Here is a 25,490-nt window from a genome sequence, read left to right as displayed (position 1 = left end):
GTGCGGGGGGGGGGCGCGGGGGCGGGGGGGGGGGGGGGCGCGGGGGGGGGGGGGGGGGGTGTGGGGGGGGGGGGCCGGGGGGGCGGGGGGGGGGGGGGGGCCGCCCCCCCCCACCCCCGTCGGCCAGCATTAGGGCGTGTTGCGAAAGTCCCGCCTGCCCGGCGACGCCTGGCACGCACTCCCCCAGAGGGGGCGCCCCCAGCCGCGTTGTCGGGATCACCCCGATACATCCAGTATCGGAGCGACCCTCCGCCTTGCGATCGCACGCACCAGACGCCGCCGGGCCCGCCCTGCGGGCGGACGACGCCACTTTCGAAACACGCCCTAGTCGAACCGCGCCAGGTCCGCCAGCCAGGCCGTCGCCGAACCGTCCGAAGGCGCCCGCCAGTCGCCCCGGGGCGACAACGACCCCCCGGCCGAAACCTTCGGCCCGTTCGGCATGGCCGACCGCTTGAACTGCGCGAACGCGAAGAACCGCCGGCAGAACACCTCCAGCCACCGACGGATCTCGGCGAGGTCGTAGGCGACCCGCTTCGCGTCGGGGAAGCCCGGCGGCCAGGCGCCGCCCTCCGCGTCGTGCCACGCGTGCCACGCCAGGAACGCGATCTTCGACGGCCGGAACCCGTGGCGCAGCACGTGGAAGAGCGTGAAGTCGTGCAGCGCGTACGGCCCGATCTTCGACTCCGTCGACTGCATCTCGTCGCCCGGCACCAGCTCCGGGCTGATCTCGGTGTCGAGGATCGCCGCGAGCGTCTTGCCGGTCTCGTCGTCGAACTGACCGCTGCTGATCACCCAGCGGATCAGATGCTGGATCAGTGTCTTCGGCACGCCGCCGTTGACGTTGTAGTGGCTCATCTGGTCGCCCACGCCGTACGTGGACCAGCCGAGCGCCAGCTCCGAGAGGTCGCCGGTGCCGAGCACGATGCCGCCGCGCTGGTTGGCGAGCCGGAACAGGTAGTCGGTGCGCAGCCCGGCCTGGACGTTCTCGAAGGTGACGTCGTACACCGGCTCGCCGGAGGCGAACGGGTGGCCCATCTCCTGGAGCATCAGCCGCGCCGTGGGCGTGATGTCCAGCTCGGCGGCGGTGACGCCGAGCGAGTTCATCAGCTTGTGCGCGTTGTCCTTGGTGTGGTCGCTGGTGGCGAAGCCGGGCAGGGTCCAGGCCAGGATGTCGCTGCGCGGGCGCCCCGCGCGGTCCATCGCGCGCGCGGCGACGATCAGCGCGTGCGTGGAGTCCAGACCGCCGGAGACCCCGATGACGACCTTCGGGGCGCCGATGGACGCGAGGCGCTGCTGGAGCCCCTCGACCTGGATGTTGTACGCCTCGTAGCAGTCCAGGGCGAGCCGGTCGGCGTCGGCCGGCACGAACGGGAAGCGCTCCAGGCGACGGCGCAGCCCCAGGTCGGTGAGGGGCGGGTCGAGCACGAAGGAGACGGTGCGGAAGTCGTCCGTCCGTGCCTTGTGCGTACGGCGGTTGTCGTCGAACGTGCCCATCCGCATCCGCTCCTGCCGCAGCAGGTCGAGGTCCACGTCCGCCACCGCGTACTCGTCGCCGAGCGGGAAGCGCTCGGTCTCCGCCAGCAGCGCGCCGTTCTCGTACACCATGGCCTGGCCGTCCCAGGACAGGTCGGTGGTCGACTCGCCGAGGCCGGCCGCCGCGTAGACGTACGCGGCGAGGCAGCGGGAGGACGCCGAGCGGCACAGCAGCCTGCGGTCCTCGGCCCGTCCGACCGTGATCGGGCTGCCGGAGAGGTTGACCAGGACGGTCGCACCGGCGAGGGCGGCCTCGGCGCTGGGCGGCACCGGCACCCACATGTCCTCGCAGATCTCCGCGTGCAGCACCAGGCCCGGGACGTCCGCGGCCGCGAAGAGCAGGTCGACGCCGAACGGCACGCTCTCGCCGCCGATCCGGATCGAGCCGCCGCGCTCGTCGGCGCCGTCGCCGATCTGCCGGCGCTCGTAGAACTCGCGGTAGTACGGCGGGTACGACTTGGGCACGACGCCGAGGACGCGGCCGCGGTGCACGACCACCGCGCAGTTGTAGATCCGGTTGCGGTGGCGCAGCGGGGCCCCGACGACCAGCACCGGCAGGAGTCCGGCCGACCCGGCCACCACGTCCCGCAGCGCCGCCTCGACCTGGTCGAGCAGCGGGTCCTGGAGCAGCAGGTCCTCGATCGAATAGCCGCACAGCACCAGTTCGGGGAAGACCGCGACGGCGACGCCTTCCTCGGAGCAGCGGCGCGCGTGGCGCAGGACCGCCGCGGCGTTGGCGGGCGGGTCCGCGATGACGGTGTGGCCCGTGCACGCGGCGACGCGCGCGAAGCCATGCTGATAGATCGACCAGAAGTTCAATTCAGGCACACGCCCAGTGTAATCGTCAGAGCGACACAATCCGGGGCGCGGGGGGAGGGGGCGGTCCGGGCACGGCGAAGGGGCGCGGGGTGAGACCACCCCGCGCCCCCTCAGGCTGCCGTTGCCGGCGGTGCCTCAGTGCCGCTTGTACGAGGTGACGTAGCCGTTCGCGGGCGTGCCCACGCCGGTGACGTCGTCGTAGCCCTTGACGGCGGACAGCGAGCTGTCCTTGCCGAGGGAGCGGACCGAGGTGGCCAGACCGTCGGTGGCGTCGTAGCCGTTGACGTAGTCGACGCGGACGACCGCCAGGCCGGAGCCGGTCGGGTTGTCCGTGACGTCGTGGTACACCTTCGACCCGTACTTGGAGTAGATCGACGGGTTGGCGAAACCGATCGCCTTGCCGCCGCCCGCCTGCTGGGCCAGGGCCTGGATGCCCGCGATCACCGGCGCGGCGAGCGAGGTGCCGCCGATGCGGTACTCGCTGTACGCCAGCGTCTTGCCGTCCGGCATGGTCTGGGTCTGGCCGACCAGGAAGCCGGTGTTGGGGTCGCCGATCGCCGCGATGTCCGGGACGACGCGGTTGCCGGCCGCGTTGTTGGCCGTGGCCAGCGAGTCCGGGACGACGCCCTTCTGGTAGTAGGGCTCGGAGACGGTCCGGCTGGTGCCGCCGCCCGCGCCGTAGACGAACCCACCGGGGAAGTTCACCCAGCTCTTGCCGTCGGCCGACAGCGAAGCCTTCTCGGTGCCCCAGCCGGTCTCCCACTGGTACTTGTTGTGCTTGCCGACGGCCAGCGAGGTACCGCCGACCGCCGTCACCCAGGCGGAGTTGGCCGGGGTGTCGACCTGCTTCGTACCGGTGTTGGCGACCTCGTCGCCGTTGTCGCCGGAGGAGAAGTAGAAGCCGATGCCCTCGACCGCGCCGAACTGGAAGACCTGGTCGTAGGCGGCCGCGAGGTCGGGCGTCTGGTTGGCCTCGATGTCGCCCCACGAGTTGGAGACGATGTCGGCCAGGTGCTTGTCGACGATCTTGCTGAGCGAGTCGAGCAGGTCGTCGTCGTAGCAGGACGCGGCGCCCACGTAGGTGACGTCCGCGGCCGGCGCGACCGCGTGCACGGCCTCGACGTCGAGGGTCTCCTCGCCGTACCAGCCGGCACCGCCGCACTCGTTGACCTTGGTGTACTTCTTCGGCAGCACCTGGTGGAGCTGACTGGTCTTCCAGGTGGCGTCGCCGTGCTTCATCGCGTAGGTCTGCGCGTCGAAGGCGATGGACGGCGAGGCGTACGCGTCCGTGATGGCGACACGGACGTGCTTGCCGGTGTACTTGCCCGCACCGTAGGCGGCGCGCAGCTGCTTGCCCGTGTAGCCCTTGACCGTGTACGGGACCTTCTGGCCGTAGGCGTCCGGGAGCGTCTTCGCGATCTTCGAGCCGTAGTACGAGGAGAACGGCCCGGCGTTGCGGAACACGGTTTCCGGCGGCGGCAGTTGGTCGTGGTGGCTGGACTTGTGCGGCGCGTTGTCCAGACCCGTGACGGTCAGCACGGCGCCCTTGAGGCTGTCGGGCGCCGAGGCCGTCTTCGACGGCGCGCGATACGTCTTGGAGCCCTTGGTGTAGTTGTGCAGCTGGGTGCCGAACGCCTTCTCGGCGGCGGCCACGTCACCGCTGACGGAGACGTAGTGCTGCGTGACGCCCGTGACCTTCAGGCCCGCGGACTTCAGCCATGACGTGACCGCGGCCACCTGGGCCTTGGTCGCGCCGTAGCGGGACTGCGCCTGCTTGGCGCTGAGGTACCTGCCGTACGAGGCCGAGCTCGGATCGGAGACGGCCTTCGCGTACGCGGCGAGGCCCGCCGCGTCCTTGCCGGCCAGGTAGACCCGGGCGGAGACCTGGGCGCCGTCGGACGTCGCGCCCTTGTCCGCCTTGGCCGTCGCCCACGTGGGCTTGGTGCCCGCGAGGGCGTGACGGCCCGGGTTGTCCGCGGCGTGCGCCGCGGGTATGCCGAGCGCCAGCGCGCCGGCGATCATGGGCAGTGTCGCTGCCATGCTCGCGGCACGCATCGTGGCGCGGTTGGATCTCATAGAACCCCCTGCGATGCGGTTCTTCGCATGTGTGGTCGGTCGTCGCCGGTCCCTGTGGCCCCGCACCGCGGCGGAGGCGCGGGCAGTGGATCAAGCGATAGGGGCAACTCTTACGATGAACCGTTCATGCCAGGGGAATGCGTAAGCCAAGAGAAGCCCAAGGAACCGTCAGGTTGGGCGATTTGGGGCTTTCGTTCGTTCGATGCGGTTACGAACGGGCCTGCGCGCCACGTTCCTTGAGCAGGTCGGCCATCAGTGCGATCTCCGACTGCTGGGCGTTCACCATGCCCCGGGCGAGCCGCTTCTCCGTGCCGACGGCGCACTTCGCGACGCAGCCCTCGGCCATGTGGATGCCGCCCTTGTGATGGTCCGTCATCAACTGGAGGTAGAAGATCTCCGCCTGCCTGCCGTCGAGGGTGCCGAGCTTCCTCATCTCGGTGTCGGTCGCCATCCCGGGCATCAGCGAGCCGTCCCCGCGCTCGGGCATGCCGCCCATGCCCATCCAGGACATCGGCGGTCCCGCCGACACCTTCGGCAGCCCCCACAGATCCAGCCAGCCCAGCAGCATGCCGCGCTGGTTGGCCTGCGTCTGCGCGATGTCGTAGGCGAGCCGCCGCACTTCGGGGTCCTTCGTGCGATCTCGGACGATGTACGACATCTCGACGGCCTGCTGGTGGTGCACCGCCATGTCGCGGGCGAAGCCCGCGTCGGCGGAGCCGGCGGCGGGTGTGCCCGGTGCGGAGCCGCCGCCGTCCTCGGCGACCGCGTAGGTGATCGCGCCGGCCGCGACGAGCGCGGCCGCGGCGGCGCCGGTGATCCAGCCGATGGACGCCTTCACGTCACATCGCCCCGCCCGTGCAGGAGGCGCCCGGCTCCGGCGTCTGCTTGCCCTGCACATACGTCTCGAAGAACTTGGCGACCTTCGGGTCGTCGGCGCTCTCGACGCTCAACTGGTGCCCCCAGGCCGACAGTTCGATCGGGGCGGACTGGTTCGGGTACGGGCTCATCAGCGAGTACGGCGTCTGCTTGACCTTCGCCGCGAGCGTGGCCACGTCCTTCTTGGCCGCCTTGTCGGTGTACGTCACCCAGACCGCGCCGTGCTCCAGCGAGTGCACGGCGTTCTCGTCCTTCACGGCCTTGGTGTAGACGTCGCCGTTGCAGTCGAGCCAGACCGGGTTGTGGTCGCCGCCGACGGGCGGGTGCATCGGGTAGTTCACCGTCGTCCGCACGTGGTTGCGGGTCAGCTTGCCCGTCCAGGTGCGCACGCCGTCCGCGCCGGTGACGAAGTGTCCCGGGCTCTGGGCCTTGGCGTCGCCCGCGGTGTCCTTCTTGCCGTCGTCCCGCGACTTCACGACGTAGACGCCGCCCACCACGAGACCGGCGACGACCACCACGCTCGCGGCGACCGTCAGGATCCGGTTCCGCCGCTGCCGGGACTGCTCGGCGCGCCGCATCTCCTCCAGGCGCGCCTTGCGTGCCGCACCGGTCTTCTTGTCGGCGGAGCCCATGGGGTGTCCTTCGGGGAGAGGGGCGGTCGGGTTCGCTGATGGTAATGGGGCGGGTGGGGCGTCCCGCGGCCAGGTCTCCGGAATGGCCGGATCGACGGGAATCCGACGAGAAACCGACAGGAAGCCGTCAGGTTCCGGCCGGCGGGCGGGCCGCCGGCCGGGCCGGCGGATAAGTTGAACCAGAGATGCGCATTACTTAGCCTGGGGCTCATGCGGCTGCTCCGATCCACCGACCTCGCACTGCGCGTGCTCATGCGGCTCACGGTCGCCGGTGAGGCCACTCCCACGACCCGTGAGGTCGCGGCCGACATGGACGTGCCCTACACCCACGCGGCGAAGGTGGTGGCCGAACTCCAGCACATGGCGCTGCTCGGCGCCCGCCGCGGCCGGGGCGGCGGCCTCACGCTCACCACGAAGGGCCGTACGGCCTCCGTGGGCGCCGTCGTCCGCGCCTTCGAGGGCGACGGCGACGTCGTCGACTGCGAGGGCGCCACCCCCTGCCCCCTGGCCCCCGCCTGCCGCCTGCGCGGTGAACTCCGCCGCGCCCAGGAGGCGTTCTTCGCCTCGCTGGACCCGGTGACGGTGGAGGACATCGTGGCCGGGTCCACGGGGGCGTTGCTGCTGGGGATGCCGCGGGTGCCCTGAGGCGGGCCGCACCCTCTCCGAAGGCGCCGGGCCCGCAGCCCCTGCGGGACGGCGACCGGGTCCGTCCCGGCTTCCTGTGCCGGGTCCCGTTCGGCGGCCCGCCGTGTCGTCGTGTCGTCGTGTCGCCATGCCGGTGTGTCGCCATGCCGGCGTGGGCCTCGGCCCGGGTCCGGATCGGGTCCGAGGCGGGTCCGGCTCGGGTCAGGGTCGGTTCCGGCTCGGGTCCGGGTCAGGTCCGGGTCAGCCAGAGGTCGGGGCCGAAGACCTCGTAGTGGATGTCGGCCGGGGCGACGCCCTTCTCGATGAGCTGGGTGCGGACCGCGCGCATGAAGGGCAGGGGGCCGCAGAGGTACGCGCGCGTGCCCTCGGGGACGGCGACGCCGGTGAGGTCCACGAGGCCGGTGCGAGTGCCCGGGGACGCGTCCGCCTCGTACCAGAAGTGCGTGGAGGCGTCCGGCAGCTTCTCGGCGTAGGCCGCGTGGTCGGCGCGCAGGGCGTGGTCCGCGGGGGAGCGGTCGCCGTGGACGACGGTCACCGGACCGCGGTGGCCGGTCTCGGCGAGCCGCGCGAGCATGGCCACCATCGGGGTCACGCCGATGCCCGCCGACGCGAGCAGCAGGGGCGTGCCGTCGCTGTCGTCGAGGACGAGGTCGCCGTAGGGAGCCGACAGCTCCAGGACGTCGCCTTCCCGCACGCGCGCGTGCAGGTGGTTCGAGACCTCGCCGTCGGGCGCCGCGCCGTCGCCGGGCACCCGCTTCACGCTGATCTGCCGGATCGCCGAGCCGGGCGCCCCGGAGAGGCTGTACTGGCGTGTCTGGCGGGCCCCGTCCGCGAGCTCCACGCGCACCGACACGTACTGGCCCGCGCGGAAGCCCGCGACCGCTCCGCCGTCCACCGGGCGCAGCCGGAAGGTGGCCACGTCCGCGGTCTCCGTGAACCGCTCCACGATCTCCCAGCGCCGCCAGCCGGTCTCGGCGGACTCCTCGTACAGCCGCTTCTCGAGGGCGGTGAGGGCGTGGGCCATCAGCCAGTAGACCTCGTCCCAGGCGGCCGCGACCTCGGGGGTGACGGCCTCGCCGAGGACCTCGGCGACGGCGGCGAAGAGGTGCTCGTGGACGAGCCCGTACTGCTCCGGCGTGACGCCCAGCGAGGCGTGCTTGTGGGCGATGCGGGACAGCATCGCGTCCGGCCGCCGGTCCGGGTGCTCCAGCAGGTGCGTCGCGAACGCGGCGATCGAGCCGGCCAGCGCCTGGCGCTGGGTGCCGGCGGCCTGGTTCCCGCGGTTGAAGAGGTCGCGCAGCAGCTCGGGGCGGGCGGCGAACAGCCCGGCGTAGAACCGCTCCGTGATCTCGGCGAGCGACGCGCCGACGGCGGGCAGGGTGGCGCGGACGGTGGCTGCGGCAGGTTCGGAAAGCATCGGGGCTCCTCGTGAACTCGGTACCACCGCACGCTAGTTAAACTTGCATCTGAGATGCAAATTAAAGTGCCGTGGCGCTCCTCACGTGCGGGGTGGGGCGGGGCATTACGGATGCCGGTCCGAGCAGGCAAGATGGGCAGCAGAGCCGTGCACCCGCCGTATGCGAGGCATGCAGACCCGCGTCGTCCGCATCGATCAAGGTCGGCAACGCGCATGAAATGCTGTTGTGGTGTCATGCTCAGGTGCCCGACCGCCTCCTGCGGGACCGGGAGACAGGCGGCCTGACCAGCAAGGATGGGGAAGCGGAAGATGGACAAGCAGCAGGAGTTCGTGCTCCGGACCTTGGAGGAGCGCGACATCCGGTTCGTACGCCTGTGGTTCACGGACGTGCTGGGCTTCCTCAAGTCCGTGGCCGTGGCCCCGGCCGAGCTCGAGCAGGCCTTCGACGAGGGCATCGGATTCGACGGCTCCGCGATCGAGGGCTTCGCCCGGGTCTACGAGTCCGACATGATCGCCAAGCCGGACCCCTCGACCTTCCAGATCCTGCCCTGGCGCGCGGAGGCCCCCGGCACCGCCCGCATGTTCTGCGACATCCTCATGCCGGACGGCTCCCCGTCCTTCGCCGACCCGCGCTACGTCCTCAAGCGCGCCCTGACCCGCGGCTCCGACCTGGGCTTCACCTTCTACACCCACCCGGAGATCGAGTTCTACCTGCTCAAGGACCGCCCGCTCGACGGCACCCGCCCGACCCCGGCCGACAACTCCGGCTACTTCGACCACACCCCGCAGAACATCGGCATGGACTTCCGGCGCCAGGCCATCACCATGCTGGAGTCGATGGGCATCTCGGTCGAGTTCTCCCACCACGAGGGCGCCCCGGGCCAGCAGGAGATCGACCTGCGCTACGCCGACGCGCTCTCCACGGCCGACAACATCATGACCTTCCGCCTGGTCATGAAGCAGGTGGCGCTGGAGCAGGGCGTGCAGGCGACGTTCATGCCGAAGCCGTTCTCGGAGTACCCGGGCAGCGGTATGCACACCCACCTCTCCCTCTTCGAGGGCGACCGCAACGCGTTCTACGAGTCGGGCTCGGAGTACCAGCTCTCCAAGGTCGGCCGCTCCTTCATCGCCGGTCTGCTCCGGCACGCGGCGGAGATCTCCGCGGTCACCAACCAGTGGGTGAACTCCTACAAGCGCATCTGGGGCGGCTCGGAGCGCACGGCCGGCGCCGGCGGCGAGGCCCCGTCGTACATCTGCTGGGGCCACAACAACCGCAGCGCCCTGGTCCGCGTCCCGATGTACAAGCCCGGAAAGACCGGTTCCGCGCGCGTGGAGGTCCGCTCCATCGACTCCGGCACCAACCCCTACCTCGCCTACGCCGTCCTGCTGGCGGCCGGCCTCAAGGGCATCGAGGAGGGCTACGAACTCCCGCCGGGCGCCGAGGACGACGTCTGGGCCCTCTCGGACGCCGAGCGCCGCGCCATGGGCATCGAGCCCCTCCCGCAGAACCTCGGCGAGGCCCTGGCCCTGATGGAGCGCAGCGACCTGGTCGCCGAAACCCTCGGCGAACACGTCTTCGACTTCTTCCTGCGCAACAAGCAGGCGGAGTGGCACGAGTACCGCTCCGAGGTGACGGCGTTCGAGCTGCGGAAGAATCTGCCGGTGCTGTAGCGGGGCTCGTGTGGGGCGCCCGGTGGGAGGCGGGGACGCCGGAGGGCGTGGGTGGGCCGGGCTGCGGCAGGGGCCGACCGTGCGCCGGCCGGGGGTCAGTGGAGGGGCTGGCCGATGCCCATCAGGTTGCCCTCGCTGTCGCGGAACCAGGCGGCGCGCTCGGCGCGGGCGCCCTTGCCGGCGTAGTGGCCCTGGACCTCGGTGATGCCGTTCACGGTCCGCAGGCCGGGGGCGTCCACGTCCTCGAACCGCACGCCGCGGCGCCCGAGTTCGGCCACGACGGTGTCGAGGTCGTCGACCTCCCAGGCCATCTGCGTGAAGGTGCCCGGTGAGGCGCCCGTCGACCGGAACACCACGAACTCCGTGCCCCCGGTCCGGTAGAGCAGCCCGCCGGGCCGCTCGTCGACGGGGTCGAGGCCGAGCTTCTCGGAGTAGAACCGCCGTGCCCGCTCCAGGTCGCTCGCGGGCAGCCGGGGCATCACACGCGCCCCGGCCATCGCCTTCCGGTCGTCTGCGCTCATCCCTCCACTGTGCCGTGCCCGGCGCCCGCGGGCGCGCCGTCAGCCGGTATACGCGGGCGACACCGCCGCCGTGCCGATGCGCCGCGCCGCCCCCGTGCCGTCGGCCGGGACCTCGTACAGGTCGGCCCCGTAGTCGCCGGCCAGGGCGTACACCAGGGTCCGGGAGTCGCGCCAGACGGCCTGGTCGTCGACGCTGCGGGACTCGGCGAGCGCGGTCTCGCGCAGTGTGCGCAGGTCCAGGACGTACAGCCGCCAGGGGGCGTCCGCGGGGAGGCCCGGTACGCGCTTCTTGAAGGCGATGCGGGTGCCGTCGGGGGACAGGGACGGGCACTCGACGTTCGTGTGCAGCGTGGTGACCGTGCGTCTGCGCAGGTCGCCGCGGACCAGGTAGGTCCGGCCCTTCGTCGCCAGCGTGGCGTAGAAGGTGCGGTCGTCCCGCGCGAACGTCACACCCCAGAAGTTCGCGTCCGCCGCGCGGTAGGTGCGGCCGTCCTTGACGATGCGGTACGCCTCCAGGGACGGCGTCAGCCGGCCCGTGCGCACATCCACGATGGCCGCGCGGGTCGAGAAGTCGGTGCCCGCGTACGAGTCGCCGCCGACGAACGCCGTCCACGCGGCGAAGTGCCCCGTGGGGGAGACACGGGCGCGGGAGGGGATGCCGGGGACGGCGTAGCGGCCCTTCTCCCTCAGGTGCGCGTCGAGGATCAGGGCGCGGTAGGTGTCGGACATCGCGCCGTGCACCGCCTGGAGGCAGACGCCGGTGCCCGAAGCGGCGTGGAAACGCAGGCACTTGACGCCGGAGGCGGTGCGCGGGCCGGACGGGTCCGACGCCGGGACGGCCGCCAGCTCGTCGCGGTGCGGGCCCCAGGCCAGGTTGCGGAAGACCATGCGGCCGGGGGCGGTGAGGGTGACCGTCCCCGAGGTCACGCGGGGCCCGCCGGGCCGGGCCTGGTTCCTGCGGTCCGCGCGCGCCGACGCGTGCAGGACCGACGCCACGGCGACGGCGGTGAGGGCCAGGACGGCGGACAGCAGGATCAGGACGCGGTTGCGTACGGTCATGCGGCTGCCTCCCGGGGATCGGAAGCGGCGTCGCGAGCGGTGCCGGAAGCGGCGGGCGCGGCGGGTGCGGCGGGTGGGACGAGGGCGGCGGGTGGGACGAGGGCGGCCGGGCGCAGGGGCGTCGGCGGGTGCGCGGGTACGAGCGGCGGCCGGACGAGGGCCGTTCGACCGGAGCCGGAGCCGGAGCCGGAGCCGGAGTCGGAGCCGGCGTCGGCCGCCACGAGCGGGCGGTCGCAGGCCGGGCGGGCGCGTGCCGGGCAGCCGTTGCGGATCCCGTCGAGGAGCCCGCGGTCCGGCGGCGCCGGCCCGAGGCCCGCCGCCGGGCACCGGGGGAGGACGGCCGTCGCCGTCCGCGACGGCACGCCCGTGCTCAGGCCGGCGAGACCGGAAGGGCCGATCCGGCGGAAAGGGGCGAAAGGGGCGAGCGTGAGGGTTGTGGGGGCGGCCGCGGCGCGGCGCCGCCCGGCGAGGGGCCGGACGGGGCCGTCCGCGGACGCCGGCGCAGCGGGGGAGCTTGCGCGGCCGTCCGTCAGGTCCATGTCAGGGAGCCCAGATCCCCGTGATGTCGGACGCGGAGGCGGCGTTGCCCGCGTGGGCCGTCAGGCCCTGCGAGTCCTCCAGCGTCCGGAGCAGGTCGTAGTGGTCGTAGGTGCCGGCGCTGCTCGACCCGGCGGTCACCGGCTGGCCGTACAGGACCGTCGGGATGCGGTTGCCGGAGAGCCGGTTGTCCTCGTCGAAGGTGACGACGAGAAGGCTGTTGTGGGTCCTGGCCCAGGTGGCGTAGGCGCCCAGGTTGTTCTTCAGCCAGGTGTCGCCGGTCGACACCGAGCAGTCGTGCATGTCGCTGCACAGGTTGGGGATGACGAAGGAGACGTCGGGGAGGGTGGAGTAGTCGGCCGGGAACTGGGCGAAGGTCCTGGCGGACGACGTCGGCACGTTGCGGAAGCCGAACCAGGGGTTGTGCTTCTGCGCGTAGGAGCCGCTGCTGCAGGTCGTCGAGCCCTGGCCGGGCAGCGACTCGTTGTAGCTGGCCCAGGTCCGGCCGGCGGCGATCAGTTCGGAGGCGAGGTTGGCGGCCGAGGAGAAGCCCGGGGTGACGCAGCCGTCGTCGGTGACGCCCTGGGTGGAGCCGGAGAACAGGGCGTAGTAGTTGGGCTGGCTCGGGTGGGTCTCGGCGTACGACCGGCTGAGGTTGGCGCCGCCGGTCCTGAGCGAGTTGATGTAGGGGGCGCTGGAGGAGCCGATCACCTGGCCGTACGCGTGGTTCTCCATGACCACGACGACCACGTGGTCGGGGGCCTGCACGCCGGACGAGGCCGACGAGGAGCCGCCGAGGCCGCTCCACAGGCCGGCGGCCGCGGCCGTGAAGGCGAGTGCGGAGGCGACCGCCGTACGGCCGCGGCGGTACCTGGAGGGGGTGGAGCGTGCGGTGCTGCCGGACACATCAACCTCCGGAGGGGGGAAGGGCGGGGGCGGCGGTGCGGACAGAGCATGCACACGCCAAGATTTCCCCTCCCCACGTCACCCAACCCGCCCGGTGAAGAGCGGGTGAACTACTCCCCGATGACTCGTTCCACTGTCAACTACTGCTGCTGGGCCGCCTGTTCGGCGAGCGCCCGGTGCGGCGGCCCGCTCGTACATGTGTCCGGGCGACGACTCCGTGTCGTGCGTCGGTCACCGCCTGGAGCACCGACCCGTCCCTCACGCGCATCGCCGCCGTGCGCTGCCGAACGGCTCCTTCCCACCGAAGCCGAAAACCGGGCCGGGCGCCACCGGCCAGGGCGTTCCACCCACCGAAACCGCACCCCCGCCCCGGCGCTTCCGCCCTGGTCTCCGGATAGGCTCGGGCCAGTACGACCTTGATCCGACGGGAGGACCGGGGATGACGGTGCCGGGGCGCAGGAGCAGTACCTTCACGCGGCTGCTGCGGCACGGCTTCACCGATCCCTCGGCCGCCGAGCGGCTGCTGGACAGCGACCAGCTGCTGCCCGTGCGCAGCGACCCGGTGCTGCTGGAGGCGCTGGGCGCGACCGCCGATCCCGATCTGGCGCTGCTCGGCCTCGTACGGCTGCTGGAGGCCCAGCCCGGCGCCACCGCGCGCCGTGAGCTGCTGGACACGCTGATAGCGGCCAAACCGCTGCGCGACCGCCTGCTCGGTGTGCTCGGCGCCTCCGCCGCGCTCGGCGACCACCTGGCCCGGCACCCGCGCGACTGGGAGGCGCTGGTCACCTACGAGCCGCGGGACCTGCACCCGGGCGTGGAGGAGTTCGAGCGCGGTCTGTCCGAGGCCGACGACCCCGTCTCGCTCCGCATCGCCTACCGCCGCTGCCTGCTGTCCATCGCCGCCCGTGACGTGTGCGGCACCACGGACGTCGCCGAGACCGCGGCCGAGCTCGCCGACCTCGCGACCGCCACCCTGCGCGCGGCCCTGGCCCTCGCCCGCACCGCCGCGCCCGAGGACGCCGCGCTGTGCCGCCTCGCGGTCGTCGCGATGGGCAAGTGCGGCGGCCACGAGCTCAACTACGTCTCCGACGTCGACGTGATCTTCGTCGGTGAGGCCGTGGAGGGCGCCGACGAGGACAAGGCGCTGCGGTCCGCCACCAGACTCGCCTCGCACATGATGCGGGTCTGCTCCGAGACGACCGTCGAGGGCTCCATCTGGCCCGTCGACGCCAACCTGCGGCCCGAGGGCAGGAACGGCCCGCTGGTGCGCACGCTCTCCAGCCACCTCGCCTACTACCAGCGCTGGGCCAAGACCTGGGAGTTCCAGGCCCTGCTCAAGGCCCGCCCGGTGGCCGGCGACATCGAGCTCGGCGAGGAGTACGTCGTCGCCCTCGAACCCCTCGTCTGGAAGGCCGCCGAGCGTGAGAACTTCGTCGCGGACGTGCAGAAGATGCGCCGCCGCGTCGTCGAGAACATTCCCGCCGCCGAGATCGACCGCGAGCTGAAGCTCGGTCCCGGCGGCCTCCGGGATGTCGAGTTCGCCGTACAGCTGCTCCAGCTGGTGCACGGCCGGACGGACGCCGGCCTGCGCAGCGGCACCACCCTGGACGCGCTGCGGGCGCTGGCCGCCGGCGGCTACGTCGGACGCGCCGACGCCGTGCAGCTCGACGAGGCGTACCGCTTCCTGCGCTCCATGGAGCACCGCATCCAGCTCTACCGGCTGCGCCGCACCCACCTCGTCCCCGAGGACGAGGCCGACCAGCGCCGCATCGGCCGCTCGCTCGGCCTGCGCGTCGAGCCGGTCGCCGAGCTGAACCGCGAGTGGCGGCGGCACGCCGCCGTGGTACGCCGGCTGCACGAGAAGCTCTTCTACCGCCCGCTGCTCGACGCGGTCGCCCAACTCGCCCCCGGCGAAGCCCGGTTGAGCCCGGAGGCGGCCCGGGAGCGGCTGGTGGCGCTCGGGTACAACGACCCGGCCGCCGCCCTGCGCCACCTGGAGGCACTGGCCTCCGGCGTCACCCGCAAGTCGGCCATCCAGCGCACCCTGCTGCCCGTCCTGCTGGGCTGGTTCGCGGACTCCGCCGACCCCGACGCGGGCCTGCTCAACTTCCGCAAGGTCTCGGACGCGCTGGGCAAGACCCCGTGGTACCTGCGGCTGCTCCGGGACGAGGGCGCCGCCGCCGAGAACCTCGCGCGCGTGCTGTCCGCCGGCCGCCTCGCGCCCGACCTGCTGATGCGCGCCCCTGAGGCGGTGGCCCTGCTCGGCGACGGGGACGGCGGCGGGCTCACCCCGCGTACGCGCGAGCACCTGGAGCAGGAGATCCTCGCCGCGGTGCGCCGCGCGGAGAACGCGCAGCAGGCGGTCACCGCGGCCCGTGGCGTACGGCGCCGGGAGCTGTTCCGCACGGCCGCCGCCGACATCGTCGGCTCCTACGGCACCGAGACCCAGCCGGCCGAGGCCGACGAGGGCGCCCTGGTGGACCGGGTGGGCGCCGCGGTCTCCGACCTGACGGCGGCGACGCTGGCGGGCACGCTGCGCGCCGTCGTGCGCGAGGGATGGGGCGACACCCTGCCGACCCGCTTCGCGATCATCGGCATGGGCCGCTTCGGCGGGCACGAACTGGGCTACGGCTCCGACGCCGACGTGCTCTTCGTGCACGAGCCGCCCGAGGGCGCCGACGAGCGGGCGGCCGCCGAGGCGGCGGGCAAGGTCGTCTCCGAGATGCGCCGACTGCTGCAGATCCCGAGCGCGGACCCGCCGCTGCTGATCGACGCCGACCTGCGCCCGGAGGGCAGGACCGGGCCGCTGGTGCGCACGCTCAAGTCCTACGAGGCCTACTACCGCCGGTGGTCCCTGGTGTGGGAGTCGCAGGCGCTGCTGCGGGCCGCGCCCTTCGCCGGGGACGAGGAGCTGGGCCGCCGCTTCATCGCGCTGATCGACCCGCTGCGGTACCCGGCGGAGGGGCTCGGCGAGGACGCCGTACGGGAGATCCGGCGGCTGAAGGCCCGCATGGAGTCCGAGCGGCTGCCGCGCGGCGCCGACCCCAAGCTGCACACCAAGCTCGGGCCCGGCGGGCTGTCCGACGTCGAATGGACCGTCCAGCTGATCCAACTGCAGCACGGCTGGGCCGAACCGGGCCTGCGGACGACCCGTACCCGTGAGGCGCTCGCGGCGGCGTGCGCGGCCGGGCTGATCTCCGCCGAGGACGCCGCGATCCTGGACGAGGCCTGGGTACTGGCGACCCGCGTGCGCAACGCGGTGATGCTGGTGCGGGGACGCGCCGGGGACACGTTCCCGTCGGACGGGCGCGAACTGGCCGCGGTGGGCCGGTACCTGGGGTACGGCGACGGACACGTGGGCGACATGCTGGATGCCTACCGGCGCTCCGCACGGCGGGCCAGGTCCGTGGTGGAGGAGCTGTTCTACGGCGCGTAGGCCGCCGTCGGCGCACCCGGGAGCCCGGAGTCGCCGCCCCCGCCGGCTCCGGGCGCCGCCCCGGCCCCGCGGGGGCCCGGGGGGTCCCGCCAGGTGCCCGCGGCCGCCGCGGACGTCGCCCTGCCGCGCGGGCCTCGCCGGCGGACGCGACCAGCCCGGACCCGGCACCGAGATCACGTCCCTCCGGGGCGCACCCCGTGCCGGGCTCCAGGACGAAGGTGATGGGCGACCGACCGCACGGGGCCCGCGGGTGCACGCCCCGCGCCGCGCGGACGCCGGGGGAGGGGCACATCGCTCACCGCGGCGAGCGTGCGTGCCGGACGCCGCCGGGCAGGCGGGACTTTCGAAACACGCCCAAGCGTGGCACCGCAGGCGGTGGCGTCTTCGGCAAGGCGTACGGCAGTGCTCCGTACCAGGCCCAGGACACCGCGAACCCGAGGGCGAGACACAGCAGCCCGCCCACCGCGTCCAGCCAGAAGTGGTTCGCCGTGGCCACGATGACGACCAGCGTGGCCACCGGGTAGAGGAGCCCCAGCACCCGCACCCACGGCACCCGGGCGAGGAAGAAGATCGTCAGCCCGCACCACACGGACCACCCGATGTGCATGGACGGCATCGCGGCGTACTGGTTCGACATGTGCTTCAGATCGCCCGAGGCCATCGAACCCCAGGTCCTGTGGACCACCACCGTGTCGATGAAGTTGCTGCCGTTCATGAGCCGCGGGGGCGCGAGCGGATACAGGTAGTAGCCGATCAGCGCCGCACCGGTGGTCACGAACAGCACCAGCCGGGTCGCCGCATAGCGCCCGGGATGACTGCGGAAGAGCCACACCAGCACGCTCAGCGTGATCACGAAGTGCAGCGTGGCGTAGTAGTAGTTCATGCCGACGATCAGCCAAGACACGGAGTTCACCGTGTGGTTGACCGACTCCTCGACGGCGATGCCCAGTTGGTGCTCGGCCCGCCAGATCCAGTCGGCGTTGCGCAGCGCCTTGCCGCGCTGCTCCGGGACCGCGTTGCGGATGACCGAGTACGTCCAGTAACTCACCGCGATCAGCAGGACCTCGAACCACAGCCGGGGCCGGCGCGGGGTGCGCAACCGGCGCAGCACTCCCGGGCTCCTTCCGGCAGCGAGGGAGTCAGGAACGGCCGTCTGATCACGGTCTTCCAGACTGGTCACGGTCGGATCACCCATGGGCACAAAGTCTGCCAGAAACGTCTTGCCCGACCGATCATCCTCCGGTCGGGTTCGGCCCGCATGTTCTACAACGCCGAGACGCGCGCGCCTACTCCCCGCGCAGGGCGCAAAACCCTGGATCCTCCGCCCTAGGGACGATTCCGGTCCCCAGGCGCCGACGCGGTCGAACCGCGCACCACCAGCTCCGGCATGAACACGAACTCACTGTGCGGCGCAGGCGTCCCGCCGATCTCCTCCAGCAGCGTCCGCACCGCCGCCTGCCCCATCGCCGGGACCGGCTTGCGGATCGTGGTCAGCGGCGGGTCGGTGAAGGCGATCAGCGGGGAATCGTCGAAGCCCACCACCGAGATGTCCCGCGGGACTTCGAGGCCGTGCTGCCGGGCCGCCCGTATCGCGCCCAGCGCCATCATGTCGCTCGCGCACACCACCGCCGTGCAGTCGCGGCCGATCAGGGCGGTGGCGGCGGCCTGGCCGCCCTCCAGCGTGTAGAGCGAGTGCTGGACGAGCTCCGTCTCGATCGCCTCCGCGCCCAGACCGAGCTGGTCCTGGACGGCGCGTACGAAACCCTCGATCTTGCGCTGCACCGGCACGAACCGCTTCGGGCCGAGCGCGAGCCCGATCCGCGTGTGGCCCAGCGAGGCCAGGTGCGTCACCGCCAGCGTCATCGCCGCGCGGTCGTCGGGGGAGATGAAGGGCGCCTGCACCTTCGGCGAGAAGCCGTCCACCAGCACGTAGGGCACGCCCTGGGCGCGCAGGCGGTCGTAGCGCTCCATGTCGGCGGTGGTGTCCGCGTGCAGTCCGGAGACGTAGATGATGCCGGCGACGCCGCGGTCGACGAGCATCTCCGTCAGCTCGTCCTCGGTCGAGCCGCCGGGGGTCTGGGTGGCGAGGACCGGGGTGTAGCCCTGCCGGGTCAGCGCCTGGCCGATCACCTGGGCCAGCGCCGGGAATATCGGGTTCTCCAGCTCCGGGGTGATCAGGCCCACCAGGCCCTCGCTGCGCTGCCGCAGACGGACCGGGCGCTCGTAGCCCAGGACGTCGAGGGCGGCGAGCACGGACTGGCGGGTGGTGGCGGCGACGCCCGGCTTCCCGTTGAGGACGCGGCTGACGGTCGCTTCGCTCACCCCCGCCTGAGCAGCGATGTCGGCAAGCCGTGTGGTCACGGCACCGGACTGTACCGGCCGTATCGTCATCGCGGTCCCTCTGTTCTGGTCGGTGCCCCTTGTCCCGCAAGGGGATGATTCCCGTGCCGGAGCAGGATGGCAAGAGCTTGCAGAGTCTTGCACAACCCGGACCGTCCCCGCTCAACCCCGTAGAACAAGGGTCTCACGGGGGTCGACCGGGGGTCACGGTGACGTAACTTCCGGCATCCCTTGCACTTTTTTTCTGCAAGGTCTTTCGCAACGCTTGCATCGCTGTTACGTTCCCACTCGCCCGGCGGCAGCAACGGCGCAGTCGGCAAGACGGGAGCGGCGGACGGGGCCGCTCCCCGCACCACACGGGCTTTCACCCTCAAGGAGAACTCATGCGGCGTGGCATAGCGGCCACCGCGCTGGTGGCGTCCCTCGCCCTCGCGGCGACGGCCTGCGGCGGAAGTGACAGCGGCAGCGACAAGAGCAGCGGCCCGGTCACCATCACCTGGTGGGACACCTCCAACGCCACCAACGAGGCGCCGACCTACCAGGCCCTGGTCAAGGAGTTCGAGGCCGCCAACAAGGGCATCAAGGTCAACTACGTCAACGTCCCCTTCGACCAGGCGCAGAACAAGTTCGACACCGCCGCCGGCTCCAAGGGCGCCCCGGACGTGCTGCGTTCCGAGGTGGGCTGGACCCCCGCCTTCGCCAAGAAGGGCTACTTCCTGCCGCTGGACGGCACCGAGGCCCTCAAGGACCAGGGCAAGTTCCAGCCCAGCCTGATCAAGCAGGCCCAGTACGAGGGCAAGACCTACGGCGTCCCGCTGGTCACCGACACCCTCGCGCTCGTCTACAACAAGGCCCTCTTCAAGAAGGCCGGCATCACCGAGGCCCCGAAGACCTGGGACGAGCTGAAGGCCGACGCCGCCGAGATCGACTCCAAGGCCAAGGTCTACGGCTACTGGGGCTCCACCCAGGCCTACTACGCCCAGACCTTCCTCTACGGCGAGGGCACCGACACCGTCGACGCCTCCGCCAAGAAGATCACCGTGAACTCGCCCGAGGCGCAGAAGGCCTACGGCACCTGGCTGAGCACCTTCAAGGGGCAGGGCCTGCACAAGGCCGACACCACCGCCGACGCCTACGCCCACATCCAGGACGCCTTCGTCAGCGGCAAGGTCGCCTCGATCATCCAGGGCCCCTGGGAGATCACGAACTTCTACAAGGGCTCGGCCTTCAAGGACAAGTCCAACCTCGGCATCGCCACCGTCCCGGCCGGCTCCACCGGCAAGGCGGGCGCCCCGACCGGCGGCCACAACCTGTCGGTCTACGCCGGCTCGGACAAGTCGCACCAGGCCGCCGCGCTGAAGTTCGTCAACTTCATGACCTCCGCGAAGTCGCAGACGGAGATCGCCCTGAAGAACTCCACGCTGCCCACCCGCGACGACGCCTACACCGCCGAGGTCAAGGCCGACCCGGGCATCGCCGGCTTCCAGACGGTCCTGCCGGCCGCCCAGCCGCGGCCCGCGCTGCCGGAGTACAGCTCCCTGTGGGGCCCGCTGGACACGGAGCTGCCGAAGATCGCCGGTGGCAAGGAGTCCCTGGACAAGGGTCTGAGCAACGCTGAACTCGCCATCGCCAAGCTGGTGCCCGACTTCAGCAAGTGAGCCCCGAGTGGCCGTCGGATCCGTCGTGGGGGACGGATCCGACGGCCGCCCGCCTGCGCCCAGCCGCTTCTCAGAGCCGTAGAACTTCCAGAAGGTGCCGAACATGACAGTCGCCATCGACCGCGCGACCGGCAAACGCCACGGTGACCGCGCGCCACGGCCCGGGCTGGGCCAGCGCCTCAAGCACAGCTACCAGAAGTACTGGTACGCGTACGCGATGATCGCCCCGGTGGTGATCGTCCTCGGCGTCCTCGTGCTGTACCCCTTGGTGTACGGCCTCTACCTGACCCTCACCGACGCCAACAGCCTGAACACCGCGCGGACGATCGGCGTCAACCACATCGACGCCACGTACAAGTTCATCGGGCTCGACAACTACAAGGACATCCTCTTCGGCCCGCTGTCGTACGATCGCTTCTGGTCGCACTTCATCTGGACCGTCGCATGGACGGCCCTGTGCGTCGCCCTGCACTACACGATCGGCCTCGGCCTCGCGCTGCTGCTCAACCAGAAGCTGCGCGGCCGGACCTTCTACCGGCTGATGCTCATCGTGCCGTGGGCCGTCCCCACCTTCGTCACCGTCTTCGGCTGGCGCATCATGCTCTCCGACGGCGGGATCATCAACACCTTCCTCGACGCGCTGCACCTGCCGGCGCCGTCCTGGCTGGAGGACACCTTCTGGCAGCGGTTCGCCGCCATCATGGTCAACACCTGGTGCGGTGTGCCGTTCATGATGGTCTCCCTGCTCGGCGGCCTGCAGTCCATCGACGCCTCCCTGTACGAGGCCGCCGAGATGGACGGCGCGAGTGCCTGGCAGCGGTTCCGGTACGTCACCCTGCCGGGGCTGCGGTCCGTCAGCTCCACGGTCGTCCTGCTCGGCATCATCTGGACCTTCAACCAGTTCGCCGTCATCTTCCTGCTCTTCGGCGCGAACTCGGCCCCGGACGCCCAGATCCTGGTCACCTGGGCCTACTACCTCGGCTTCGGGCAGCAGCCGCGCGACTTCGCGCAGTCGGCCTCCTACGGCATCCTGCTGCTGGCCATCCTGATCGTCTTCACCTCGTTCTACCGCCGCTGGCTGAACCGCAACGAGCAGCAGCTCGCGATCTGAGGCAGGAGTTCCCATGAGTACGACCACTGTCGCGACCTCAGCCGCGGTGTCCGACGACGGCCCGGCGCGGAGCCCCCGCAGAATCCGGCGCCGGGGCGAGCGCAGCCTCGCGGCGTCCCTCACCTCCCACGGCATCCTGATCGGCGGAAGCGTGATCGCGCTCTTCCCGATCGTCTGGCTCGTCTTCCTGTCCCTCGGCCCGGACAAGAACGACTACCTCCACCCGGGCGGCATCTGGAAGAAGATGACGCTCGACAACTACTCGTTCGTGTTGCAGCACACGAGCTTCTTCGACTGGCTGAAGAGCTCCCTGATCGTCTCGCTCGGCACCACGGTGCTCGGCGTCCTGGTCGCCGCCACCACCGGATATGCGGTCTCCCGCATGCGCTTCCCGGCCTACCGCAAGTTCATGTGGGTGCTTCTGATCACCCAGATGTTCCCGGTGGCGGTGCTGATGGTGCCGATGTACCAGATCCTGTCCGACCTCGGACTCATCGACAGCTACCTCGGTCTGATCCTGGTCTACTGCTCGACGGCCGTGCCGTACTGCGCGTGGCTGCTCAAGGGCTACTTCGACACCATTCCGTTCGAGATCGACGAGGCCGGCCGCGTCGACGGGCTGTCGCCCTTCGGGACGTTCGCGCGGCTGATCCTGCCGCTCGCCAAGCCCGGTCTGGCGGTCGCCGCCTTCTACAGCTTCATCACCGCCTTCGGCGAGGTCGCCTTCGCCACGACCTTCATGCTGGACGACCGGAAGTACACGCTGGCCGTCGGCCTGCAGACCTTCGTCAGCGAACACGACGCGCAGCGCAACCTGATGGCGGCCACCGCCGTGCTGATCGCGATACCCGTCTCCGCGTTCTTCTACCTCGTGCAGAAGAACCTGGTGACCGGTCTGACCGCCGGCGGAACCAAGGGCTGACCCCGCGACCCGGGACGGTCGCGGTGCCCATCCGACCCCGCAGTCACCGCGACCGTCCCGACCCGCCGATGCATGTACACCTGACCCCATGACCCGTCCCCCACTCCCGATCTCGCTCGGGCGGGGGGACTCCCACCGCACCAAGGACGCCATGACCCAGCAGCACTCCGCCATTGCCCCGGCCCCGTACGCCGCCGAAGCCAAGCGCAGCGACTGGTGGCGGGACGCGGTGATCTACCAGGTCTATCCGCGCAGTTTCGCCGACAGCAACGGCGACGGCATGGGCGACCTGGAAGGCGTACGCTCCCGACTCCCCTATCTGCGCGACCTCGGCGTGGACGCCGTGTGGCTCAGCCCCTTCTACGCCTCTCCGCAGGCCGACGCCGGCTACGACGTCGCCGACTACCGCGCCGTCGACCCCATGTTCGGCAACCTGCTGGACGCGGACGCGCTGATCCGCGACGCCCGCGAGCTGGGCCTGCGCATCATCGTCGACCTGGTGCCCAACCACTCCTCCGACCAGCACGAGTGGTTCAAGCGCGCGCTGCGCGAGGGCCCGGGCTCACCGCTGCGCGAGCGCTACCACTTCCGTCCCGGCAAGGGAAAGACCGGCGAACTCCCGCCCAACGACTGGGAGTCGATCTTCGGCGGCCCGGCGTGGACCCGGGTGACGGAGCCGGACGGCACGCCCGGCGAGTGGTACCTCCACCTCTTCGCCCCCGAGCAGCCCGACTTCAACTGGGACCACCCGGCGGTCGGCGACGAGTTCCGCTCCATCCTGCGCTTCTGGCTCGACATGGGAGTCGACGGTTTCCGCATCGACGTCGCCCACGGACTGGTGAAGGCGGCGGGTCTGCCCGACCTCGGCGGGCACGACCAGGTGAAGTTGCTGGGCAACGATGTCATGCCGTTCTTCGACCAGGACGGCGTGCACGAGATCTACCGGCAGTGGCGGCTCATCCTCGACGAGTACCCCGGCGAGCGCATCTTCGTGGCGGAGGCCTGGACCCCGACCATCGAGCGCACCGCGAACTACGTCCGCGCGGACGAGCTGCACCAGGCCTTCAACTTCCAGTACCTGTCGACCGCCTGGGACGCCCAGGAGCTGCGCGAGGTCATCGACCGCACGCTGGAGGCGATGCGCCCGGTCGGCGCCCCCGCCACCTGGGTGCTGTCCAACCACGACGTCACCCGGCACGCCACCCGCTTCGCCAACCCGCCCGGCCTCGGCACCCAGATCCGCCTGGCCGGCGACCGCGAGCTGGGCCTGCGGCGCGCCAGGGCCGCGAGCCTGCTCATGCTGGCCCTGCCCGGGTCCGCCTACGTCTACCAGGGCGAGGAGCTCGGCCTGCCGGACGTCGTGGACCTGCCGGACGAGGTGCGCCAGGACCCGGCGTACTTCCGCGGCGCCGGCCAGGACGGCTTCCGCGACGGCTGCCGGGTGCCCATCCCGTGGACGCGCGGGGGATCGTCGTACGGCTTCGGCGGCGGTGGCAGCTGGCTGCCGCAGCCGGCGGGCTGGGGCGAGCTGAGCGTCGAGGCGCAGCAGGGCGTACCGGGCTCGACCCTGGAGCTGTACCGTGCCGCCCTCGCGGTCCGCCGTGCGCAGCCCGACCTGGGCGCGGGCGACGCGGTGGAGTGGCTGCGCGCCCCCGAGGGCGTACTGGCCTTCCGGCGCGGGGAGTTCGTGTGCGTCGCGAACACCGGCGGCGAGTCGGTGACGACTCCGGCCCACGGCCGCGTCCTGCTCGCGAGCGGTGAGGTGACCGAGGCGGACGGCGAGACGAAGGTGCCCGCGGACACGACGGTGTGGTTCACCACGCGCCGCTGAAACTTCTTGCATCAACTTCACACGGCCCGCTGCCTTTTCAGGCGGCGGGCCTTTAACATCTCCGTCACCGCAAGTTGGTTGAAAATTTGCAGCAAGAGCCTTCAACGGTGAAGGAGCCCCCCCATGGCACGCAGAACGCTCTCCGCGGCGGTCGCCCTCTCGGCCGCCGCCCTTGTCATGACCCCGACGTCCGCGCAGGCGTCGCCCCCCGGGACCAAGGACGTCACCGCCGTCCTCTTCGAGTGGAAGTACGCCTCGGTCGCCAAGGAGTGCACCAGCACGATCGGCCCGGCCGGCTACGGATACGTCCAGGTCTCCCCGCCCGCCGAGCACATACAGGGCTCGCAGTGGTGGACGTCGTACCAGCCGGTGAGCTACAAGATCGCCGGCCGCCTCGGTGACCGCACGGCCTTCCTGAACATGGTGAACACCTGCCACGCGGCCGGGGTGAAGGTCGTCGTCGACACCGTCGTCAACCACATGTCCGCGGGCAGCGGCACCGGCACCGGCGGGTCGTCGTACACGAAGTACGACTACCCCGGGCTGTACTCCTCCTACGACTTCGACGACTGCACCGCGCAGGTCACCGACTACCAGGACCGCTGGAACGTCCAGCACTGCGAACTGGTCGGCCTCGCCGACCTGGACACGGGCGAGGAGTACGTCCGCAAGACCATCGCCGGCTACATGAACGACCTGCTCTCGCTCGGTGTCGACGGCTTCCGTATCGACGCGGCCAAGCACATCGACGCCGCCGACCTCGCGAACATCAAGTCCCGGCTGACCGACCCGAACGCGTACTGGAAGCAGGAGGTCATCTACGGCGCCGGCGAGGCCGTCCAGCCCACCGAGTACACCGGCAACGGCGACGTCCAGGAGTTCCGCTACGCCTACGACCTCAAGCGCGTCTTCAACGACGAGAAGCTCGCCTACCTGAAGAACTACGGCGAGGGCTGGGGCTACCTGAGCAGCTCGGTGGCCGGCGTCTTCGTCGACAACCACGACACCGAGCGCAACGGCTCCACCCTGAACTACAAGGACGGCGCCAACTACACCCTGGCCAACGTCTTCATGCTCGCCTACCCGTACGGCGCCCCGGACATCAACTCCGGCTACGAGTGGTCCGACGCGGACGCCGGCCCGCCCAACGGCGGCACCGTCAACGCCTGCTGGCAGGACGGCTGGAAGTGCCAGCACGCCTGGCCGGAGATCATCCGCATGGTCGCCTTCCGCAACGCCACCCGCGGCCAGGCCCTGAGCAACTGGTGGGACGACGGCAACGACGCCATCGCCTTCGGCCGCGGCGGCAAGGGCTACGTCGCCATCAACCACGAGACGAGCACCCTGACCCGGACCTACCAGACGTCGCTGCCGGCGGGGACCTATTGCAACGTGCAGAACAACACCTCGGTGGCGGTGAACTCCAGCGGGCAGTTCACCGCCACCCTGGGCGCCGGCACGGCGCTGGCGATCTACACCGGGAAGTCGAGCTGCTGAGGC

The 25,490-nt window shown here is 71.3% G+C and carries 18 protein-coding genes; 8 read left to right on the top strand and 10 right to left on the bottom strand.

Annotation, left to right across the window (positions count from 1 at the left end; translation table 11 throughout):
• Window positions 1-324: 324 nt before the first annotated feature.
• The 4 genes from ACIRPX_RS13295 to ACIRPX_RS13280 form a co-directional block, all read right to left on the bottom strand.
• The gene (locus ACIRPX_RS13295) at window positions 325-2,361 is read right to left on the bottom strand and encodes an NAD(+) synthase (RefSeq protein WP_404192635.1); all 2,037 of its coding nucleotides are present in this window, start codon (window positions 2,359-2,361) and stop codon (window positions 325-327) included.
• 126 nt (window positions 2,362-2,487) lie between these two features.
• A complete protein-coding gene (locus ACIRPX_RS13290) occupies window positions 2,488-4,428 on the bottom strand; it encodes a protease pro-enzyme activation domain-containing protein (RefSeq protein WP_404192632.1) in 1,941 nt (646 codons plus the stop codon).
• Between the two features lie 208 nt (window positions 4,429-4,636).
• On the bottom strand, window positions 4,637-5,266 hold the full coding sequence (locus tag ACIRPX_RS13285) for a DUF305 domain-containing protein (protein WP_404192629.1): 630 nt from the start codon (window positions 5,264-5,266) through the stop codon (window positions 4,637-4,639).
• 1 nt (window position 5,267) lies between these two features.
• On the bottom strand, window positions 5,268-5,936 hold the full coding sequence (locus tag ACIRPX_RS13280) for a DUF3105 domain-containing protein (protein WP_404192627.1): 669 nt from the start codon (window positions 5,934-5,936) through the stop codon (window positions 5,268-5,270).
• Between the two features lie 210 nt (window positions 5,937-6,146).
• On the opposite strand from ACIRPX_RS13280, the gene ACIRPX_RS13275 reads away from it, so the two are divergent.
• Window positions 6,147-6,581, top strand: a complete 435-nt coding sequence (locus ACIRPX_RS13275; protein ID WP_404192625.1) for an Rrf2 family transcriptional regulator — start codon at window positions 6,147-6,149, stop codon at window positions 6,579-6,581.
• A gap of 229 nt (window positions 6,582-6,810) precedes the next feature.
• Here the strand turns inward: ACIRPX_RS13275 and ACIRPX_RS13270 are convergent, their stop codons facing one another.
• Complete coding sequence (locus ACIRPX_RS13270; protein ID WP_404192622.1) at window positions 6,811-7,998, bottom strand: globin domain-containing protein; 1,188 nt, start codon at window positions 7,996-7,998, stop codon at window positions 6,811-6,813.
• 309 nt (window positions 7,999-8,307) lie between these two features.
• Here ACIRPX_RS13270 and ACIRPX_RS13265 point away from each other — a divergent pair, with 309 nt between their 5' ends.
• The gene (locus tag ACIRPX_RS13265; protein WP_393870222.1) at window positions 8,308-9,669 is read left to right on the top strand and encodes a glutamine synthetase family protein; all 1,362 of its coding nucleotides are present in this window, start codon (window positions 8,308-8,310) and stop codon (window positions 9,667-9,669) included.
• Window positions 9,670-9,764: 95 nt separating this feature from the next.
• Here the strand turns inward: ACIRPX_RS13265 and ACIRPX_RS13260 are convergent, their stop codons facing one another.
• The 3 genes from ACIRPX_RS13260 to ACIRPX_RS13250 all read right to left on the bottom strand — a co-directional run bounded on the left by ACIRPX_RS13260 (window position 9,765) and on the right by ACIRPX_RS13250 (window position 12,692).
• Window positions 9,765-10,190: a VOC family protein gene (locus ACIRPX_RS13260; protein ID WP_404192619.1), complete on the bottom strand. Its 426-nt coding sequence runs from the start codon at window positions 10,188-10,190 to the stop codon at window positions 9,765-9,767.
• A 39-nt stretch (window positions 10,191-10,229) separates the two neighbouring features.
• Window positions 10,230-11,249: a TolB family protein gene (locus ACIRPX_RS13255; protein WP_404192616.1), complete on the bottom strand. Its 1,020-nt coding sequence runs from the start codon at window positions 11,247-11,249 to the stop codon at window positions 10,230-10,232.
• 540 nt (window positions 11,250-11,789) lie between these two features.
• The gene (locus ACIRPX_RS13250) at window positions 11,790-12,692 is read right to left on the bottom strand and encodes an alkaline phosphatase family protein (RefSeq protein ID WP_404192613.1); all 903 of its coding nucleotides are present in this window, start codon (window positions 12,690-12,692) and stop codon (window positions 11,790-11,792) included.
• 439 nt (window positions 12,693-13,131) lie between these two features.
• On the opposite strand from ACIRPX_RS13250, the gene ACIRPX_RS13245 reads away from it, so the two are divergent.
• Window positions 13,132-16,128 (top strand): bifunctional [glutamine synthetase] adenylyltransferase/[glutamine synthetase]-adenylyl-L-tyrosine phosphorylase, encoded by a 2,997-nt coding sequence (locus ACIRPX_RS13245; RefSeq protein ID WP_404192610.1) that lies wholly within the window; start codon window positions 13,132-13,134, stop codon window positions 16,126-16,128.
• 295 nt (window positions 16,129-16,423) lie between these two features.
• On the opposite strand, the gene ACIRPX_RS13240 is transcribed toward ACIRPX_RS13245, so the two are convergent.
• The gene (locus tag ACIRPX_RS13240; RefSeq protein WP_404192607.1) at window positions 16,424-17,323 is read right to left on the bottom strand and encodes a phosphatase PAP2 family protein; all 900 of its coding nucleotides are present in this window, start codon (window positions 17,321-17,323) and stop codon (window positions 16,424-16,426) included.
• Window positions 17,324-17,454: 131 nt separating this feature from the next.
• Window positions 17,455-18,489, bottom strand: a complete 1,035-nt coding sequence (locus ACIRPX_RS13235; RefSeq protein WP_404192604.1) for a LacI family DNA-binding transcriptional regulator — start codon at window positions 18,487-18,489, stop codon at window positions 17,455-17,457.
• Between the two features lie 362 nt (window positions 18,490-18,851).
• Between ACIRPX_RS13235 and ACIRPX_RS13230 the strand changes: the two genes are divergently transcribed.
• From ACIRPX_RS13230 to ACIRPX_RS13210, 5 genes are all read left to right on the top strand, one after another.
• Complete coding sequence (locus tag ACIRPX_RS13230; protein WP_404192601.1) at window positions 18,852-20,126, top strand: extracellular solute-binding protein; 1,275 nt, start codon at window positions 18,852-18,854, stop codon at window positions 20,124-20,126.
• Between the two features lie 103 nt (window positions 20,127-20,229).
• Window positions 20,230-21,237 (top strand): carbohydrate ABC transporter permease, encoded by a 1,008-nt coding sequence (locus ACIRPX_RS13225; RefSeq protein WP_404192598.1) that lies wholly within the window; start codon window positions 20,230-20,232, stop codon window positions 21,235-21,237.
• A gap of 13 nt (window positions 21,238-21,250) precedes the next feature.
• Window positions 21,251-22,159: a sugar ABC transporter permease gene (locus ACIRPX_RS13220; RefSeq protein ID WP_404192595.1), complete on the top strand. Its 909-nt coding sequence runs from the start codon at window positions 21,251-21,253 to the stop codon at window positions 22,157-22,159.
• Between the two features lie 151 nt (window positions 22,160-22,310).
• Window positions 22,311-23,990, top strand: coding sequence for a glycoside hydrolase family 13 protein (locus ACIRPX_RS13215; protein ID WP_404192892.1), 1,680 nt, complete (start codon window positions 22,311-22,313; stop codon window positions 23,988-23,990).
• 123 nt (window positions 23,991-24,113) lie between these two features.
• On the top strand, window positions 24,114-25,487 hold the full coding sequence (locus ACIRPX_RS13210) for an alpha-amylase family protein (RefSeq protein WP_404192592.1): 1,374 nt from the start codon (window positions 24,114-24,116) through the stop codon (window positions 25,485-25,487).
• Window positions 25,488-25,490: the final 3 nt, after the last annotated feature.

Source organism: Streptomyces sp. NPDC101225, from assembly GCF_044767585.1.
Classification (GTDB): Bacteria; Actinomycetota; Actinomycetes; order Streptomycetales; family Streptomycetaceae; genus Streptomyces.
This window is presented reverse-complemented; position numbering and strand designations above follow the sequence as displayed.

What these genes read in the sequence shown, in the direction of transcription:
- ACIRPX_RS13290 (WP_404192632.1), bottom strand. Translation starts at nt 4,428, where the DNA reads ATGAGATCCAACCGCGCCACGATGCGTGCCGCGAGCATGGCAGCGACA.
- ACIRPX_RS13280 (WP_404192627.1), bottom strand. Translation starts at nt 5,936, where the DNA reads ATGGGCTCCGCCGACAAGAAGACCGGTGCGGCACGCAAGGCGCGCCTG.
- ACIRPX_RS13275 (WP_404192625.1), top strand. Translation starts at nt 6,147, where the DNA reads ATGCGGCTGCTCCGATCCACCGACCTCGCACTGCGCGTGCTCATGCGG.
- ACIRPX_RS13270 (WP_404192622.1), bottom strand. Translation starts at nt 7,998, where the DNA reads ATGCTTTCCGAACCTGCCGCAGCCACCGTCCGCGCCACCCTGCCCGCC.
- ACIRPX_RS13265 (WP_393870222.1), top strand. Translation starts at nt 8,308, where the DNA reads ATGGACAAGCAGCAGGAGTTCGTGCTCCGGACCTTGGAGGAGCGCGAC.
- ACIRPX_RS13260 (WP_404192619.1), bottom strand. Translation starts at nt 10,190, where the DNA reads ATGAGCGCAGACGACCGGAAGGCGATGGCCGGGGCGCGTGTGATGCCC.
- ACIRPX_RS13255 (WP_404192616.1), bottom strand. Translation starts at nt 11,249, where the DNA reads ATGACCGTACGCAACCGCGTCCTGATCCTGCTGTCCGCCGTCCTGGCC.
- ACIRPX_RS13245 (WP_404192610.1), top strand. Translation starts at nt 13,132, where the DNA reads ATGACGGTGCCGGGGCGCAGGAGCAGTACCTTCACGCGGCTGCTGCGG.
- ACIRPX_RS13240 (WP_404192607.1), bottom strand. Translation starts at nt 17,323, where the DNA reads ATGGGTGATCCGACCGTGACCAGTCTGGAAGACCGTGATCAGACGGCC.
- ACIRPX_RS13230 (WP_404192601.1), top strand. Translation starts at nt 18,852, where the DNA reads ATGCGGCGTGGCATAGCGGCCACCGCGCTGGTGGCGTCCCTCGCCCTC.
- ACIRPX_RS13225 (WP_404192598.1), top strand. Translation starts at nt 20,230, where the DNA reads ATGACAGTCGCCATCGACCGCGCGACCGGCAAACGCCACGGTGACCGC.
- ACIRPX_RS13220 (WP_404192595.1), top strand. Translation starts at nt 21,251, where the DNA reads ATGAGTACGACCACTGTCGCGACCTCAGCCGCGGTGTCCGACGACGGC.
- ACIRPX_RS13215 (WP_404192892.1), top strand. Translation starts at nt 22,311, where the DNA reads ATGACCCAGCAGCACTCCGCCATTGCCCCGGCCCCGTACGCCGCCGAA.
- ACIRPX_RS13210 (WP_404192592.1), top strand. Translation starts at nt 24,114, where the DNA reads ATGGCACGCAGAACGCTCTCCGCGGCGGTCGCCCTCTCGGCCGCCGCC.